The sequence below is a fragment of the Planosporangium thailandense genome (genome assembly GCF_011947195.1).
GTDB classification, from domain to species: Bacteria; Actinomycetota; Actinomycetes; order Mycobacteriales; family Micromonosporaceae; genus Planosporangium; species Planosporangium thailandense.
The window spans coordinates 405,860-422,728 of record NZ_JAATVY010000002.1 but is presented as its reverse complement, the minus strand read 5'-3'; the positions used below and the strand labels follow the sequence as shown (position 1 = coordinate 422,728).

Sequence of the window (16,869 nt, the reverse complement as noted above, 5' to 3'; positions counted from 1 at the left end):
CGGGAGGTGCCCCTGATGGGCGGCAAGAACGACCCCCGCGACGATCCCCGGTACGGGCGCGGCACACCGCAGGATCGCGGTACCCGGATCACACGGACGATCTCCCAGGCGACCGCCGCCGCCGGATCGTTCCCGATGATCCTCTTGGCGGTCGGGCTCGTTGTGATCTGGCTCATCGGGGGGCTGTTCGTGCACGGGGGGTACACGAGCACCGCGTACCAACTGCCGGTCTCGACCGTCTCGTCGATCGTGACCTTCGTGATGGTCTTCGTCATCCAGTCGAGCCAGAACCGCGACAGCCGGGCACTGCAGACCAAGATCGACGCGATCGCCAGCGTGCTGGCCGTCATGGCACGCGAGCAGGGCCTTTCCGACCACGAGTACCTGCTCACCCGGCTGGCCGGGCTGGAGGAGGCGCCCGAACACGAGATCGATCGCGAGCAGGAACTCGTCCGGAAGAGCGTCGAGGAGGTAGCCCAGAACGGCGAGTAGCGCGCCGGTCGCCGCCGTCCGTCCCGCGTGAGCGCCCGGTCACGATTGACGGCCTCCGTGCGGGGGTACAGTGCGAGTTCGGGCGGCCGAAACCGGAGGAGGTGACCATGGGTGACGCGTTGGTGACCTCGCAGCGTCTCGCCGACGGCGCGGCGATCATCGACGTTCGGGGCGAGCTCGACGTGACCACGGTCAGCGCGTTCCGCAACCTGCTGGTCGACACCATCACGCGGGAGCGGCCGGCCCGGGTCGTGATCGACATGCGCAACGTCACCTTCATGGACTCGACCGGCATCGGCGCGCTGGTCGTGGGCTACAACACCGCCCACGACGTCGGCGCCGACTTCGTCGTCCGCAACCCCAGCCGGTTCGTGCACCGGCAACTGCACATCACCGGCCTCACCGAGGTCTTCGGGCTGCCCGCCGGCGCTCCGGGCGCGTCGCCACGCAACCGGCACGCGACCTCGGGCTGACCGCCGGCGACGAAGGAATAGCCGCAGATCTTCCCTGTTGCACAACAGGGGCCCCGTACGGGCGCCCTCGCAGTGTCCCCACCCGCCGGCCGGCACCTTTCCGGGAACCCGCCGCGCGGTGGCGAAAACCACGAGCCGAAAGAGTGGCCCCCTGCCTATCCTTGATCGCCGTATGCCCGAAACCGCCGCGCCCTCCCCACTGACAGATCTGACGGCCCTCCTGCCAGATCTGATGCTGCGTGACCAGCGCCGGCTGCGGCGGCGTATCGACGGCGTCCGCGGTATCCGCAAGGAGCAGGCCCGCGAGGCGGTCACCGCGCAGATCGCGGCGGACATCGAGACCGCCCAGCGGCGGATCGCGCAGCGGCGCGACAGCGTACCGGCGATCACCTATCCCGACGCCCTGCCCGTCAGCCAGAAGTCCGCCGAGATCCTCGCCGCGATCCGCGACCACCAGGTCGTCATCGTCGCGGGGGAGACCGGTTCCGGAAAGACCACCCAGCTCCCCAAGATCTGCCTGGAGCTCGGGCGGGGGATCAAGGGGCTCATCGGCCACACCCAGCCCCGCCGGCTGGCCGCGCGTACCGTCGCCGACCGGATCGCCGAGGAGCTGGGCGCGCCGGGTGCGGTGGGCTACAAGATGCGCTTCACCGACCAGGTTCGCGACGACACCCTGGTCAAGCTGATGACCGACGGCATCCTGCTCGCCGAGCTGTCGCACGACCGGATGCTCTGGCAGTACGACACACTGATCATCGACGAGGCGCACGAGCGCAGCCTCAACATCGACTTCATCCTGGGGTACCTCAAGCAGCTTCTCCCGAAGCGGCCGGACCTCAAGGTCATCATCACCTCGGCGACCATCGACCCGGAACGGTTCTCCCATCACTTCGGGGAAGCGCCGATCATCGAGGTCTCCGGCCGGACCTTCCCGGTCGAGGTCCGCTACCGGCCGCTCATCGAAGCTGGCGATGACCCGGAGGACACCGACGAGGTACGCGACCAGATCCAGGCCATCGGCGACGCCGTACGGGAGCTGGTCGCCGGGGGGCCCGGCGACATCCTGGTCTTCCTGAGCGGCGAGCGGGAGATCCGCGACACCGCCGACGCGCTGAACAAGATGGATCTCCGTAACACCGAGATCGTTCCGCTGTACGCCCGGCTGTCGTCCGGCGAGCAGCACCGCGTCTTCGCGCCGCACACCAGCCGGCGCATCGTGCTGGCCACCAACGTCGCCGAGACCTCGCTGACCGTGCCGGGCATCAAGTACGTCATCGATCCGGGCACCGCGCGCATCTCCCGCTACAGCCACCGCACCAAGGTGCAGCGCCTGCCCATCGAGCCGATCAGCCAGGCGTCGGCCAACCAGCGCAAGGGCCGGTGCGGGCGCACCAGCGACGGCATCTGCATCCGGCTCTACTCCGAAGAGGACTTCAACGCCCGTCCGGAGTTCACCGACCCCGAGATCCTGCGCACCAACCTCGCGTCGGTCATCCTCCAGATGGCCTCGCTGGGCCTGGGTGACGTGGCCGCGTTCCCGTTCATCGACGGGCCGGACCGCCGCAACATCCGCGACGGGGTCGACCTGCTGCGTGAGCTCGGCGCGCTCGACGGCGACAAGCTGACCCCGACCGGGCGCAAGCTCGCGCAGCTTCCGGTCGACCCCCGGCTGGGCCGGATGGTCCTCGAAGCCGAGGGCAACGGGTGCGTACACGAGGTCATGATCATCACGGCCGCGCTGTCCATCCAGGACCCCCGCGAGCGCCCGGCCGACCGGCAGGAGGCGGCGACGCAGGCACACGCCCGCTTCGTCGACAAAGAGTCTGACTTCCTCACCTACCTCAACCTCTGGAACTACCTGCGCGAGCAGCAGAAGGAGCTGTCGAGCAACCAGTTCCGCCGGATGTGCAAGAAGGAGTTCCTCAACTTCCTGCGCGTACGCGAGTGGCAGGACATCTACCTGCAACTTCGACAGGTGATGAAGAACCTCGGCGTCACGGTCCACACGGACACGCCCGCCGAGGGCACGGCCATCCACCAGTCGCTGCTCGCCGGCCTACTCAGCCACCTGGGCATGAAGGACATCCAGAAGAAAGAGCAGAAGCAACAGGACTATCTGGGGGCGCGCGGCGCGAAGTTCGCCATCTTCCCCGGCTCGGCGCTGTTCAAGAAGCAGCCCCGGTGGGTGATGTCGGCCGAGCTGGTGGAGACCTCGCGGCTGTGGGCGCGCGTCAACGCCCGCATCGAGCCGGAGTGGGCCGAGGCGCTGGCCGGGCACCTGGTCAAGCGCAGCTACAGCGAGCCGCACTGGGAGAAGAAGCAGGGCGCCGTCATGGCGTACGAGAAGGTGACCCTGTACGGCCTGCCGCTCGTCGCCCAGCGCAAGGTGAACTTCGGCCGGATCGACGCAGCCCTGGCCCGGGAGCTGTTCATCCGGCACGCCCTCGTCGAGGGCGACTGGCAGACCCACCACGCGTTCTTCCACGACAACCGGTCACTGCTGGCCGAAGTGGAGGATCTGGAGAACCGGGCCCGCCGCCGCGACATCCTGGTCGATGACGAGACGCTGTTCGAGTTCTACGACAAGCGGATCCCGGCCGACGTCGTGTCGGCCCGGCACTTCGACGCGTGGTGGAAGAAGGCCCGCCGTGCCGACGCCGACCTGCTCAACTTCGAGAAGTCGATGCTCATCAACGCCGGCGCGGGCGGGATCAGCGAGGGCGACTACCCCGACGTCTGGGCCGTCGGCGACCTCCGGCTGCGGCTGACCTACCAGTTCGAGCCGGGTACCGAGGCCGACGGCGTGACGGCGCACATCCCGCTGCCGGTGCTGGCGCGCGTGCCGGCGGAGCCGTTCGAGTGGCAGGTGCCGGGCCTGCGCCATGAGCTGGTCACGGCGCTGATCCGGTCGCTGCCCAAGCCGGTACGGCGCAATTTCGTGCCGGTCCCCGACTTCGCCGCCGACGCCTTGGCGCGACTCTCCCCGGGCCAGGGGTCACTGCTGGAGGCGCTCGAGCGCGAGCTGCACTACCTGGGCGGGGTGGCCGTGCCGCGCAGCGCCTGGGACCTGTCGAAGGTGCCCGACCACCTGCGGATGACGTTCCGGGTGGTCGATGAGAAGGGTCGGGCCCTGGCCGAGGGCAAGGACCTCGCGGCGCTGCGCGAGCAGCTCAAGCCGAAGGTGCAGGAGACCATCTCGGCGGCGGCGCAGTCGGTGGAGCGGTCCGGCCTGCGCGAGTTCGTCGACCTACCGCGCACGGTGCGGCAGGTCCGGGCCGGCTACGAGGTGACCGCCTACCCGGCCTTCGTCGACTGCGGCGCTCATGTCGCCATCCGGGTCCTGGACTCCGAGGCCGAGCAGCGCGCGGCGATGTGGTCGGGCACCCGGCGGCTGCTGCAACTGACCGTCCCGTCACCGGTCAAGGTGGTCAACGCCCGCCTGACCAACCAGGCCAAGCTCGCGCTGAGCCGCAACCCGCACCACAGCGCCGCCGACCTGCTCGACGACTGCGTCACCGCCGCGCTCGACAAGCTGATGGCCGACGCCGGCGGCCCCGCCTGGGACGCGGCCGGATTCGAACGCCTGCGCGACTTCGTGCGCGCCAACCTGGCTGACACCGTGTTCGCGATCGTGACCGAGGTGCAGCCGATCCTGGCGACCGCGTATCAGGTCGACAAGCGGCTGTCGGCGACGGCGAACCTGACGCTCGTGCCGGCGATGACCGACATGCGGGCCCAGCTGTCCCGGCTGATCTACCGGGGATTCGTCACCGGCACCGGCTGGGACGCCCTCGGGGAGCTGCCGCGCTACCTCAAGGCGATCGAATACCGGCTGGACCGGGTGGGTGGCAACCTGGCACGCGACCGGCAGCTCATGGCGACCGTCGAGCAGGTCTGGCAGGAGTACGAGCAGCTGCGCACCGAGGTGCCGGACTCACCCGGTCTGCGGCGGATCCGCTGGATGATCGAGGAGCTGCGGGTCAGCCTGTTCGCGCAGGCGCTCGGCACCCCGTACCCGGTATCCGACAAGCGGGTTTATCGCGCCATGGACGAGTTGTAGCCGTTTGGGCGGTTCCCGGCACGGGAAACACTCTGCCATGAGCGGCGTCTTCGACCGAGTCAAGAAGATGTTGGACGAGCACGATCAGCAGGTCGACCGCGCGCTGGACAAGGTCCGCGAGCAGATCGGCAAGAGCACCAAGAACCAGTACCGCGACGAGATCGACAACGCCGTGCAGTTCGCGAAGGACCACACCGGCGAAGGCGACACCACCAAGTGATTCTCGTTGCCAGCGGTGCGTTCGGTGACGTCGTGGCGCCCGCATGACGTTCCCGACGCACCGCTGGCGTCGCATGGCAGTCAGTCGCATGGCGGTCACGGTTGCGGCTCGAGGACGATCCGCCGACCCCGGCTGATGACCGCGGCGTAGCGCGTCAGGTCCGGATCGGCGATCGGCCCACCGGTGCACGCTTCCCACTCCCTGGCGAGCACCGGCTTGATCTCATCTGCCGGGTGGCCGGCGTACTCCTCGCGCAGGTGATCGAGGACGGGCTGCAGCCGACGGCACATGACCTCGATCCCCACCCGGCCGACATGCTCCTCCCAGCCGGGCTCCGACTCGAAACCGAACACGTTCCGCTCCCCTCCCGTGCGCTTCGGTCGTCACCGTTGGCACTTCCCGCGTAGCGCGTGCCGTCACCGAGGATCGGCGCGTAGGGGCGCCGGGATCCGGGCAAGCTACCGGGCATGACACAGGTGATCACGCTCGACGCCGGGGTGGAGATGCCCATGGTCGGCTTCGGTACCTGGCAGGTGACCGGCCGGCACGGGTACGAGACGATCCGCTGCGCCCTGGAAGCCGGGTACCGCCACATCGACACGGCCACGATGTACGGCAACGAGGCGGAGGTGGGCCGGGCGCTGCGCGACAGCGGACTGCGCCGCGAGGACGTGTTCATCACCACCAAGCTGCCGCCGGGACGGGTCGGTCGGGAACGCGAAACGCTTCAGGCCAGCCTGCGGGCCCTCGGCACCGACCACGTCGACCTGTGGCTGATCCACTGGCCGCCTACGGATGAGGCCCGGCCGGAGACGTGGCGGGAGTTCCTCGCGGCGCGACAGGCGGGGTTGGCCCGCGCCGTCGGCGTCAGCAACTACAGCACCGCGCAGATCGACGAGCTGATCGAGGCAACCGGGCAGGCGCCGGCGATCAACCAGATCCCGTGGGGCCCGTCCTACCACGACGCCCGGCGACTGGCCGACAGCCGGGACCGCGGCGTGGCCGTCGAGGGGTACAGCCCGTTTAAGAACACCGACCTGGGCGACCCCGTACTCACGTCGATCGCGGCCGACCACGGGGTGACGCCCGCCCAGGTCGTCCTGCGCTGGCATCTCGAGCACGGCATCGTGGTGATTCCGAAGTCGTCGACGCCGGAGCGGATCGTCGCCAACCTCGACGTGTTCGGCTTCCGGCTGACCCCGGACGAGGTGCGGCGCATCGATCGGCTCGGCGGTGCGCGCTAACGGTTAGCGGCCTGCTGGTCGGGTAGGGAGCCGGCCATGCCTGTCGCGCTTCCCGAGTTGGCCAGAGAGCTGCTCGACCGCAACACGTTTGTGGTGCTCAGCACGCTGAACCCGGACGGCAGCCCGCAGTCGAGCGTCATCTGGGCCATGCGCGACGGCGACGAGATCGTGTTCTCCACGATCCTGGGGCGGCGCAAGATGAAGAACATGCAGCGGGATCCGCGGATCTCGATCTGCGCGTACGACCCGAACGACCCGTACCGCTACTTCGAGGCGCGCGGTCGGGTGTCGCTGACCCAGGAGGGCGGCAAGGAGCTGATCAACCAGCTGGCGCAGCGGTATCTGAACGGTCCGTACGAGGAGTACGCGCCGGACTCGGTACGCGTGGCGTGCCGGCTCGCGCCGGACAGCGTGGTCACGCAGCCGCTGTAATACCTCGTCAGGTGGTTTGGCCGCCGGTGACGGGGTAGATCGCGTCCCATGTTCGGCAGGCGTCAGGAAGCGCCCCGACGCGACCGAACGGACCCGGTAGGCCCGCTCGATCCGCGTCGCCAGGGCGCCCGCCCCGTCAGAATCCCCGAGCCGCGCGAGGGCCGCAGCATGTGGTACACGCGGCTGCCGGAGGCCCCGGGGGACGAGCTGGAGCAGGCGCGCAAGGCGGTCCGGGAGCCACCGGCGCCGCCGCTGGGCATCCGTGAGGGCGGCGCGGCGACGCTGGCGCCGTCCAGACCGGCGGAGCCGGAGCGGATCCTGCGCCCGCAGCCTGTACAGCCCTACGACGGCCCGGTCCACCGCGCACCCACCGGCTCGGTGATCCTCGACTGGGTCCGGACGACCGACGCCAAGACGATCGGCATCATGTACCTGATCGCGTCGTACGTGTTCTTCCTGGCGGCGGGCGCGATGTCGCTGGTCATGCGCGCCGAGCTGGCCCGGCCGGGGCTGCAGTTCCTGTCGACCGAGCAGTACAACCAGCTGTTCACGATGCACGGCACGCTCATGCTGCTGCTGTTCGCGACCCCGGTCGTGTTCGGGTTCGCCAACTACATCGTGCCGCTGCAGATCGGCGCGCCCGACGTGGCGTTCCCCAGGATCAACAACCTGTCGTTCTGGCTGTTCGTCTTCGGCGGCCTCATCGTCCTGGCCAGCTTCCTGACCCCCAACGGGGCGCCGGACTTCGGCTGGACCGCCTACACCAACCTCAGCCGGGTGGACAACTCGCCGGGCGTGGGCCCGAACATGTGGATCATCGGGCTGGTCATGTCCGGGGTCGGTACGATCCTCGGCGGCGTCAATATGATCACCACGATCGTCACCCTGCGCGCGCCCGGCATGACCATGTTCCGGATGCCGATCTTCACCTGGAACATCCTCATCACCTCGATCATGGTGCTGCTGGCGTTCCCGGTGCTCGCCTCGGCGCTGCTGGTACTGCTGTCCGACCGGCAGTTCGGCTCGCACGTCTACGACTCCGGCTACAACGGCCCGATGCTGTGGCAGCACCTGTTCTGGTTCTTCGGCCATCCCGAGGTCTACATCGTGGCGCTACCGTTCTTCGGCATCATCACCGAGGTCATCCCGGTGTTCAGCCGCAAGCCGGTCTTCGGTTACAAGGGCATGGTCGCCGCGACGATCGCCATCGCGTCGTACTCGATGACGGTGTGGGCGCACCACATGTTCGCCACCGGCCAGGTGCTGCTGCCGTTCTTCTCGTTCCTGACCTTCCTGATCGCGATCCCGACCGGCATCAAGTTCTTCAACTGGATCGGCACGATGTGGAAGGGTCAGCTCACCTTCGAGTCACCGATGCTGTTCGCCATCGGGTTCCTGGTGACCTTCCTGCTCGGCGGCCTGAGCGGGGTGATCCTCGGCTCGCCGCCGCTCGACTGGCACGTCACCGACACGTACTTCGTGGTCGCGCACTTCCACTACGTGCTGTTCGGCACGATCGTGTTCGCGGTCTATGCGGGCATCTACTTCTGGTTCCCGAAGATGACCGGCCGGATGTACGACGAACGCCTCGGCAAGATTCACTTCTGGCTGACCCTGATCGGCTTCCACACCACGTTTCTGGTGATGCACTGGCTCGGCGCGCGGGGCATGCCCCGCCGGTACGCCGACTACCTGCCCACCGACGGCTTCACCACCTGGCACACCATCTCGACCATCGGGTCGTTCATCCTCGGCGCCTCGACGCTGCCGTTCCTGTGGAACATGTACAAGTCGTTCAAGTTCGGCCCGAGGGTCACGGTCAACGACCCGTGGGGCTTCAGCAACTCGCTGGAGTGGGCGACAAGCTGCCCGCCGCCGCGCCACAACTTCGAGTACGTCCCGCGGATCAGGTCCGAGCGGCCCGCCTTCGACGTGAAGTACGGTCAGCTCGTCGCCGACTACGGCCGCGACATCCATCTGCGGGAGGCTAGGCGCCCCCAGGAGATCGGTTCGGATTAGCCGACCCGGGCGGCGACCTTCGCGGGCCCGTCGGCCGGCGGGCAGGCCCCGTCGCCGTCGAGGTCGCAGTTGGGCCGGACGAAGTAGACCATCGTGGCCAGCCAGCCGGCGGCGAGGATGAGGCTGCCGAGCACGTCGGTGGGGTGGTGCATGCCCCGGTACATCCGGGCGGCGGCCACCCACAGCGGCATCAGCCCGGCCGCCACCACGAACAGCCACCGCCACCAGGCCCGGATCCTTGGTACGGCGAGCACCGCGATGGCGGCGTACAGCAGGATCGTCGCGGCGACGTGGCCCGACGGGAAGCTCGACGTGGGCAGCCGCCCGTCGAGGTGGGGCACGTCCGGCCGGGCCCGGCCGACGAACGCGGCCGCCGTCAGGAACAGGCTCAGCTCGCCGAACATCGTAGCCAGCAGGAAGATCACCGGCCGCCACTGCCGGATCGCGGCGAGCGCCACGGCACCGGCGACCAGCCCGACGGCGAGGATCATGTGCGTGTTGCCGGCCTGGCTGCCCAGGTAGCTCAGGTGGTTGAGGGCCGGCGTGCGGTGGGCCGCCAGCCAGTGCGGGATGGTCCGATCACCCAGGACGTCGCCGTTGCCGTGGTGGTAGCGGGCCAGCGGGATCCCGATCGCGCACAGCACACCGAACACGAGCACCCACGCCACGGCGCTGCCGGCAATCGCCACCCGGGTGCGGACGACCTCCGCCGCGACCGCCGGGCCGGCCGGCTTCAGGTCGGCCGCGGCCTCGGGCTCCAGCCCTTCGGCGAGCGGCCGGGTCGCGCGCCGACCGAGCCGGTGCCGGTGCAGTTCGAAGGCGTACGTCGTGACCCCCAGCCACACCACGCCCAGGCACCACGCACCGATCACATCGGACAGGAAGTGCACCCCGAGCGCCAGCCTGCTGAACCCGATGAGGGCGACGAGCGCCGCGACGACGCCTGCCGCCACGCGGCGGCCACGCGTCGACATGGCCGACGAGAAGACCAGCAGCAGCGCTCCGTACACGATGATCGATCCCAGGGCGTGCCCGCTCGGGAAGCTGTCGCCGCCACCGTGCGCCACCGGGTGCTCCACCACCGGGCGCAGCCGGCCCACCGCGCGCTTGAGCACCGGGTCGAGGATCAGCGCGCCGGCGCCGGTGACGATCAGGTACGCCGCGAGCGGGTACCGGCGGCGCACCACGAGCAGCACGCTGGCGATCGCCACCAGCCACCCGAGGACGGCGTGGCTGCCCAGATTGGTGACGAACCGCAGCGCGCGCACCAGCGGCCGGCGCCCCGCCACCGCGTCGTTGAGCGCGTTGGCGAGGCCCTGGTCCACCGAGTCGAGCGGCAGCCACCGCATCCGTACCAGCAGCACGAGCACGGCGAAGACCAGCGCCGCGCCACCGGCGAGGGCGACGCGGCTGAGGTTGCGGCCGGATGTCCGGCTGCGGGCTGACGCGACTGTGGTCACCGCTACCTCCGAAACGGGTGCATCGTCTGGGCCGTGGTACCCGACATGCACAGGTTTAAATCGACCACCGCAGTGGGGATACCGGGTCCATGACTGTCGCGCACACCGCACGACGAGCCGCCCGACGCACGGCGCGCCGGGCCGCGCGCAGCAGCACGCTCGAAACCCTGACCCGGATCGGGTTCATCGGGTACGGGCTGCTGCACCTCGCGGTCGCCTGGATCGCCGTCCAGATCGCCCTCGGCCACCCCACGGGCGAAGGCGACCAGGCCGGGGCCTTCCGGTACCTCGCCGGGCGGCCCTTCGGCCTGTTCGCGCTGATGGTGACGGTCATCGGCCTCGCGGCGATGGCCGTGTGGCAGCTTCTGCTGGTGTTCATCGGGCACCGCGACGAGCACGGCTTCTCCCGGGTCGCCGAGCGGGTGGCCTCGGCCTGGCGGACGGTGTTCTACGCCGCGCTCGCCTGGACCGCGTACCGGGTGGTAGACGGCCGGCCGACCTCGAACGCCGAACAGACGCAGCACGCGACCGCCGGCGTCATGGCCGCCCCGGCCGGCCGGTGGCTGGTGGGCGTCGGCGGGGTCGTGGTGGTGGCGGTCGGTATCGGCCTGGTCGTGTACGGCGCGCGCAAGAAGTTCGAGAAGCGGCTGACGATCGCGCACATGAGCCGCCGGGCCAGACACATGGCCGTCCGGCTGGGTCAGGTCGGGTACGTCGCCAAGGGGATCGCGTTCGGGATCGTCGGCGTCCTGCTGGTGGAGGCCGCGACGAGCCACAATCCGGCGAAGTCGCGCGGCCTCGACGCGGCGCTACGGCTGCTGGTCAGACAGCCGTACGGGCCGCTGCTGCTGATCGCGATCGCCCTCGGGCTCGCCGCGTTCGGCGTGTACTGCTTCTTCCAGGCCCGATACCGGAAGGTCGGACCGTGACGGTCGCCGCGGAGCAGGTCCGTACCGCCACCCGGTCGGCGGTCGTGATCAACCCGTCGAAGGTGGCCGACCTCGACGGCCGCCGCCACGATATCTGCGCCGCCCTCGCCGAGGCCGGCTGGCCGGAGCCGCTGTGGCTGGAGACGACCCCGGACGATCCCGGGTGCGGGCAGACCCGCCGGGCCGTCGAGGCCGGCGTGTCGGTCGTGTTCGCGTGCGGCGGCGACGGCACGGTGATGGCCTGCGCGAGCGAGCTGGCCGGCACGGACGTGGCGCTCGCGGTCCTGCCCTCGGGTACGGGAAACCTGCTCGCCGCCAACCTCGGCCTGTCATCGGACGTGAAGGCGGGGGTCGCGGTGGCCACGAGCGGACGGCGCCGCCGCATCGACGTGGGCGTCGTCGGCGACCGCTGCTTCACCGTCATGGCCGGCATGGGCTTCGACGCCGAGATGCTCGCCGCCACCCCGGAGCCGCTGAAGAAGCGCATCGGCTGGCTGGCGTACGTGTGGGCGGCGCTGGGCCGGCTGCGCGACCGGCCGATGCGGGTGACGATCCGGCTCGACTCGTCCCCGCGGATGCGCCGGCGGGCCCGTACCGTCCTGGTCGGCAATGTGGGCCGACTGCAGGGCGGGGTGCCGCTGCTGCCGGACGCCGAACCCGACGACGGCTGCCTCGACGTGGCCGTGCTGACCCCGCACAACCTCCGGCACTGGCTGGCGCTGGCGTGGGGGGTGCTCGGCCGCCGCCGGAAGGTCAGGCGGATGGAGACGTTCCGGGCGCGACGGGTCGAGATCATCAGTGACCGCAGGCGGCCGCGCCAGCTCGACGGGGACGTGATCGAGCCGGACCGTTCGCTGGTCGTCACGGTCCGTCCGCAGGCGCTCAGCCTGTGCGTACCCGAGGACCCACCGGAAGGCGGCGTCGACTGACCAAGCTTCGTCCCACTTCTCCCCTTGCGCGAGACTGCGCTTTCACCGATCTTGGAGCAATGCATCTGATCTGTGCGCGTTTTTTCATGATCGGAAAGGGAATGGTGGTCGTGCCGCGGGGTCAGTCGCGGCACCATGCGCAATAGTGCGACAGGCAAGGCCGTTAGGGGCAAGCTGGTGACCATAGTTAGCGGAGTCCACCGATCCAGGAGGTCGTGGTGAGTGTCATCCTGCGTTTCGGCGCGCGCAGCGACCGCGGCGCCGTGCGCTCGGCCAACCAGGATTCGGCCTACGCGGGCCCCCGCCTGCTCGTCATCGCCGACGGGATGGGTGGAATGGCCGCCGGCGACCTGGCCAGCCGCCTCACCATCCTCGCGGTGGCGCCGCTGGACCAGCTCGCGGCGGCACGGGCCGTCGACGACCCGACCGACACGCTGCTCGACAGCCTCCAGGCCGTGGCCGAGGACGCCAACCGGCGGATCCGCGACGAAGTCGCTGCCAATCCGGCACTGGAGGGCATGGGCACCACGCTGACCGCCGTGCTGCTGGCCGGCGGGAAGATCAGCATGGTGCACGTCGGCGACTCCCGCGCCTACCGCCTGCGCGACGGCGAGTTCCAGCAGGTCACCAAGGACGACACGTACGTGCAGATGCTGCTCGACGAGGGTGCCATCGGCCCGGACGAGGCCGCCGCACACCCGCACCGGTCGGTCGTGACCCGTGCGCTGCAGGGCCGGCAGGTCGAAGCCCGGTACTCGGTGCGCCCCGCTGTCGTCGGAGACCGGTACCTGCTGTGCAGTGACGGGCTGTCCGAAGCCGTGTCCGCCGAGGAGATCGCCGCGGCCCTCGAGTCGTACCCGGATCCGCAGAGCTGCGCCGACCAGCTGGTGGCCCTGGCGCTGCACCACGGCGCGACCGACAACGTCACCGTCGTCATCGGCGACGTGGTCGACGCCGACGGCGGCCTCCAGCAGGCGCAGGTTCTGGGCGCGGCGACCGAGCGCGAACCGGCGATGGACGGCCCCGCGTGACGGTCAAGGGCGGTCGCGCAGCGCGGCCAGCAGTGGAATAGCGGCGATCTTCTCCTCGGTGAGCTCCGACCACCGGATCCCACCAGCGGGCCGGGGACCCCGCACCTCGCGACAGTCGATCACGCGCTCGGGCGCCTCCGTCGCCCACCTCCGGGTGGCGCGGGTGAGCGGTTGTCACAGTCGCGAGTTAGCGTCGATGCGTGACAGAAACGGTTGTGCCCACCCCTCCCTCCGACCTGCCCCGCACACTCGGCGAACTGCGCGCGAGCGGCCACCGGTACCGCACTGTCAAGCAGGAGCTGCGCGAAAACCTGATCGCCCGGATGCGCGACGGCGTCCCGCGATTTCCCGGCGTCGTCGGGTACTCCGACACCGTGCTGCCCGAGCTCGAGCGGGCCCTGCTCGCCGGCCACGACGTCGTCCTGCTCGGCGAGCGCGGCCAGGGCAAGACCCGGGTCATGCGCTCCCTGGTCGCCCTCCTCGACGAGTGGACGCCGGTGATCGCCGGCTCGGAGCTCAACGAGCACCCGTTCCATCCGATCACCCCGGCTTCGACCCGCCAGGCCGCCGAGGCCGGCGACGACCTGCCGATCCGCTGGCTGCACCGGTCGATGCGCTACGGCGAGAAGCTCGCCACGCCCGACACCAGCGTCGGCGACCTGATCGGTGACGTCGACCCCATCCGGGTGGCCCAGGGCCGCACCCTCGGCGACCCGGAGACGATCCACTTCGGCCTCGTGCCGCGTACCAATCGGGGCATCTTCGCCGTCAATGAGCTGCCCGACCTGGCCGAGCGCATCCAGGTGTCGCTGCTCAACGTGCTGGAGGAGCGCGACATCCAGATCCGGGGGTACCAGCTGCGCCTGCCGCTGGACCTCCTGCTCGTGGCCAGCGCCAACCCCGAGGACTACACCAACCGCGGACGGATCATCACGCCGCTCAAGGACCGGTTCGGCGCCGAGATCCGCACGCACTACCCGCTCGACCTCGACCTGGAGCTCGACCTGATCCGGCAGGAGGCTCAGCTCGTCGCCGAGGTGCCCGACCACGTGCTGGAGATCGTCGCGCGGTTCACCCGAGCGGTCCGCGAGTCGCCGTCGGTGGACGCCCGGTCGGGCGTGTCGGCCCGGTTCGCGATCGCCGCCGCCGAGACCGTCGCTGCGTCGGCGCTGCGCCGGGGTGGGCTGCTCGGCGAAGACCAGCCGGTGGCCCGGGTCGGCGACACCGTGTCGGTGACCAGCACGCTGCGCGGCAAGGTCGAATTCGAAAGCGGCGAGGAGGGCCGGGAGATCGAGATCCTCGCCCACCTGCTGCGCACCTCGGTCGCCGAGACGTTCCACGCCCGGCTCGCCGGGCTGGACCTGTCGGGCTTCACCAACCTGGTCGCCGACGGCGGCGTGATCGAGACTGGGGACCTGGTCCGCGCCGATGAGCTGCTGCGCCAGGTCGGCACGGTCCCGGGCCTGGCGAAGGTGCTCGACCGGCTCGGCCTCGGCGACGCGCCCAGCCGGGGCGAGGCCGCGGCCGGCGTCGAGTTCGTCCTGGAAGGGCTGCACCTGACCCGTCGGCTGTCCAAGGACCTCAACGACGACGGCCGGACCGTGTACGGGGTATAGAACGATGGCATCCAACCGGTACCGGTACGGCGCCTGGCGCGGCGGCCCCGACCCGCTCGCGCCGCCCTACGACGTGCGGGCCGCCGTCGACGAGGTCGGCAACGAGGTGCTCGCCGGTGGCAGCCTGCGGGAGGCGCTGCGCAACCTGCTGCGCCGGGGTCCGCAGGGCGGCCGGGGCCTCGACGACCTGGCCGCACGGGCGCGCCGGCTGCGGCGCGAGGCGCTGCGGCGCGGCAACCTCGACGGCGCGGTGACCCGGGCGCAGGCGCTGCTCGACCAGGCGCTCGCCGCCGAGCGGGAGGAGTTGGGTCGCCGCGACGACGACGAGGCCAGGTTCGCGGAGGCGACGCTCGACAACCTGCCCCGGTCCACCGCGCGGGCGGTCGAGGAGCTGTCGGAGTACGACTGGGCCAGCGACGAGGCCCGGCGCACGTACCAGCAGATCCTGGACGGGCTGCGCCGTGACGTGCTCGAGCAGCGGTTCGCCGGGATGCGCGAGGCGCTGCGGGGGATGTCGGACCCGCAGGCCAACCAGCGGCTCAAGGCGATGATGTCCGACCTCAACGACCTGCTGGCCCGGCACGCCCGCGGCGAGGACACCGCCGACGCGTTCAACGAGTTCATGGCCGAGCACGGCGAGTTCTTCCCGGAAAACCCCGAGTCGGTAGACGAACTGGTCGACGCCCTGGCGCGGCGGGCGGCGGCCGGCGAGCGGCTGATGCGGTCGCTGTCGGCGCAGCAGCGCGAGGAGCTGGGTCAGCTGATGGCGAGCGCGCTCGGCGACGGCGAGCTGGCCGGCCAGCTCGCCGCGCTCACCGACAACCTGCGCGCGCTACGCCCCGACCTGGCGTGGGGCCGGCGCGAGCAGGTCCGCGGCCAGCAGGAGCTGGGGTACGGCGAGGCCGCGGGCGCGCTCGAAGACATCGCCGACCTCGACGACCTGCTCGACCAGCTCGGCCAGGAGCACCCCGGCGCGACCCTCGACGACGTCGATGTGGAGGCGGTCGAGCGGACGCTGGGTCGCGGTGCGGCCGACGACGTGCGGCGGCTGCAGGAGCTGGAGCGCGAGCTGCGCCGGCAGGGCTGGGTCACGCGCGGGGCCGACGGGCTCACGCTCAGCCCGAAGGCGCTGCGCCGGTTGGGCGGCTCCGCGCTGCGAACGGTCTTCTCCCAGCTCGACGGTGGCCGGCGCGGTCAGCACGACCTGCGCTCGGCCGGCGCGGCCGGTGAGCTCACCGGCGCGTCCCGGCGCTGGGAGTACGGCGACGAGCAGCCCATCGACGTGGTCCGTACGGTGGCCAACGCGGTCCGGCGCGGCGGCCCGGCGACCCCGGTCGCCCTCGCCGTGGAGGACTTCGAGGTCGTCGAGACCGAGCGGCGGGCATCCGCCGCGGTGGCGCTCTGCGTCGACCTGTCGTTCTCGATGATCTCCGAGGGGCGGTGGGGGCCGATGAAGCAGACCGCGCTCGCGCTGTCGCACCTCGTGGCCACCCGCTTCCCGCAGGACGCCCTCCAGATCATCGGCTTCGGCCGGTACGCGATGAGCCTGTCGCAGGCGGAGCTGGCCGGCATCGAGCCGGACCTGGTGCAGGGCACCAACCTGCAGCACGCGCTGCGGCTGGCCGGCCGGCACCTGCGCCGCCACTCCGAGTCGGAGCCGGTCGTCCTCGTCGTGACCGACGGCGAGCCGACCGCCCACCTGCTCGACGACGGCGAAGCGGTGTTCTCCTGGCCGCCGATGCGGGAGACCGTGTACGCGACGGTGTCCGAAGTGGACAACCTGACCCGGTACGGCGCCACGCTCAACATGTTCATGCTCGGTGAGGACCCCGGCCTGCGCCGGTTCGTCGACGCGGTGGCCCGCCGCAACGGCGGCCGCGTGTTCACCCCGGAGGCCGAAGAGCTGGGCCGGTACGTGGTGGACGACTACATGCGGGCGCGCCGGGGCCGCCGGGGCCGCTGAC

General features: G+C 70.6%; 14 protein-coding genes. 12 read left to right on the top strand and 2 right to left on the bottom strand.

What is annotated here, in order from left to right; all coding sequences use genetic code 11:
• Positions 1 to 15: 15 nt before the first annotated feature.
• From HC031_RS04745 to HC031_RS04730, 4 genes are all read left to right on the top strand, one after another.
• Positions 16 to 492, top strand: coding sequence for a low affinity iron permease family protein (locus HC031_RS04745; protein ID WP_167923895.1), 477 nt, complete (start codon positions 16 to 18; stop codon positions 490 to 492).
• 107 nt (positions 493 to 599) lie between these two features.
• Positions 600 to 965 (top strand): STAS domain-containing protein, encoded by a 366-nt coding sequence (locus tag HC031_RS04740; protein WP_167923894.1) that lies wholly within the window; start codon positions 600 to 602, stop codon positions 963 to 965.
• Positions 966 to 1,137: 172 nt separating this feature from the next.
• Complete coding sequence (hrpA, locus tag HC031_RS04735; protein WP_167923893.1) at positions 1,138 to 5,025, top strand: ATP-dependent RNA helicase HrpA; 3,888 nt, start codon at positions 1,138 to 1,140, stop codon at positions 5,023 to 5,025.
• Positions 5,026 to 5,062: 37 nt separating this feature from the next.
• Positions 5,063 to 5,245: an antitoxin gene (locus tag HC031_RS04730; protein WP_167923892.1), complete on the top strand. Its 183-nt coding sequence runs from the start codon at positions 5,063 to 5,065 to the stop codon at positions 5,243 to 5,245.
• Between the two features lie 95 nt (positions 5,246 to 5,340).
• Here HC031_RS04730 and HC031_RS04725 read toward each other — a convergent pair whose 3' ends face one another.
• Positions 5,341 to 5,598: a hypothetical protein gene (locus HC031_RS04725; RefSeq protein ID WP_167923891.1), complete on the bottom strand. Its 258-nt coding sequence runs from the start codon at positions 5,596 to 5,598 to the stop codon at positions 5,341 to 5,343.
• A gap of 114 nt (positions 5,599 to 5,712) precedes the next feature.
• On the opposite strand from HC031_RS04725, the gene HC031_RS04720 reads away from it, so the two are divergent.
• The 3 genes from HC031_RS04720 to ctaD all read left to right on the top strand — a co-directional run bounded on the left by HC031_RS04720 (position 5,713) and on the right by ctaD (position 8,940).
• Positions 5,713 to 6,489 carry an aldo/keto reductase gene (locus HC031_RS04720; protein ID WP_240942091.1) on the top strand — a complete coding sequence of 259 codons (777 nt, stop codon included), beginning with the start codon at positions 5,713 to 5,715 and terminating at the stop codon, positions 6,487 to 6,489.
• Between the two features lie 36 nt (positions 6,490 to 6,525).
• Positions 6,526 to 6,921: a PPOX class F420-dependent oxidoreductase gene (locus HC031_RS04715; RefSeq protein ID WP_167923890.1), complete on the top strand. Its 396-nt coding sequence runs from the start codon at positions 6,526 to 6,528 to the stop codon at positions 6,919 to 6,921.
• A 168-nt stretch (positions 6,922 to 7,089) separates the two neighbouring features.
• The gene (gene ctaD, locus HC031_RS04710) at positions 7,090 to 8,940 is read left to right on the top strand and encodes an aa3-type cytochrome oxidase subunit I (RefSeq protein ID WP_167923889.1); all 1,851 of its coding nucleotides are present in this window, start codon (positions 7,090 to 7,092) and stop codon (positions 8,938 to 8,940) included.
• Here the strand turns inward: ctaD and HC031_RS04705 are convergent.
• Positions 8,937 to 10,400 carry a phosphatase PAP2 family protein gene (locus tag HC031_RS04705; RefSeq protein WP_167923888.1) on the bottom strand — a complete coding sequence of 488 codons (1,464 nt, stop codon included), beginning with the start codon at positions 10,398 to 10,400 and terminating at the stop codon, positions 8,937 to 8,939. The genes ctaD and HC031_RS04705 overlap by 4 nt on opposite strands.
• Before the next feature lie 89 nt (positions 10,401 to 10,489).
• Here HC031_RS04705 and HC031_RS04700 point away from each other — a divergent pair, with 89 nt between their 5' ends.
• From HC031_RS04700 to HC031_RS04675, 5 genes are all read left to right on the top strand, one after another.
• Positions 10,490 to 11,329, top strand: a complete 840-nt coding sequence (locus HC031_RS04700) for a DUF1206 domain-containing protein (RefSeq protein WP_167923887.1) — start codon at positions 10,490 to 10,492, stop codon at positions 11,327 to 11,329.
• The gene (locus tag HC031_RS04695; RefSeq protein ID WP_338090480.1) at positions 11,326 to 12,258 is read left to right on the top strand and encodes a diacylglycerol/lipid kinase family protein; all 933 of its coding nucleotides are present in this window, start codon (positions 11,326 to 11,328) and stop codon (positions 12,256 to 12,258) included. The genes HC031_RS04700 and HC031_RS04695 overlap by 4 nt, the downstream gene beginning before the upstream one ends.
• Positions 12,259 to 12,476: 218 nt before the next feature.
• Positions 12,477 to 13,289: a PP2C family protein-serine/threonine phosphatase gene (locus HC031_RS04690; RefSeq protein ID WP_167923886.1), complete on the top strand. Its 813-nt coding sequence runs from the start codon at positions 12,477 to 12,479 to the stop codon at positions 13,287 to 13,289.
• Positions 13,290 to 13,489: 200 nt separating this feature from the next.
• On the top strand, positions 13,490 to 14,905 hold the full coding sequence (locus HC031_RS04680) for a magnesium chelatase ATPase subunit I (RefSeq protein WP_167923885.1): 1,416 nt from the start codon (positions 13,490 to 13,492) through the stop codon (positions 14,903 to 14,905).
• A 4-nt stretch (positions 14,906 to 14,909) separates the two neighbouring features.
• Positions 14,910 to 16,868 (top strand): vWA domain-containing protein, encoded by a 1,959-nt coding sequence (locus tag HC031_RS04675; protein WP_167923884.1) that lies wholly within the window; start codon positions 14,910 to 14,912, stop codon positions 16,866 to 16,868.
• Position 16,869 lies beyond the last annotated feature (1 nt).

Coding starts and splice junctions, on each gene's coding strand:
- HC031_RS04745 (WP_167923895.1), top strand. CDS start 16: ATGGGCGGCAAGAACGACCCCCGCGACGATCCCCGGTACGGGCGCGGC.
- HC031_RS04675 (WP_167923884.1), top strand. CDS start 14,910: ATGGCATCCAACCGGTACCGGTACGGCGCCTGGCGCGGCGGCCCCGAC.
- HC031_RS04715 (WP_167923890.1), top strand. CDS start 6,526: ATGCCTGTCGCGCTTCCCGAGTTGGCCAGAGAGCTGCTCGACCGCAAC.
- HC031_RS04740 (WP_167923894.1), top strand. CDS start 600: ATGGGTGACGCGTTGGTGACCTCGCAGCGTCTCGCCGACGGCGCGGCG.
- hrpA (WP_167923893.1), top strand. CDS start 1,138: ATGCCCGAAACCGCCGCGCCCTCCCCACTGACAGATCTGACGGCCCTC.
- ctaD (WP_167923889.1), top strand. CDS start 7,090: ATGTGGTACACGCGGCTGCCGGAGGCCCCGGGGGACGAGCTGGAGCAG.
- HC031_RS04720 (WP_240942091.1), top strand. CDS start 5,713: ATGACACAGGTGATCACGCTCGACGCCGGGGTGGAGATGCCCATGGTC.
- HC031_RS04700 (WP_167923887.1), top strand. CDS start 10,490: ATGACTGTCGCGCACACCGCACGACGAGCCGCCCGACGCACGGCGCGC.
- HC031_RS04730 (WP_167923892.1), top strand. CDS start 5,063: ATGAGCGGCGTCTTCGACCGAGTCAAGAAGATGTTGGACGAGCACGAT.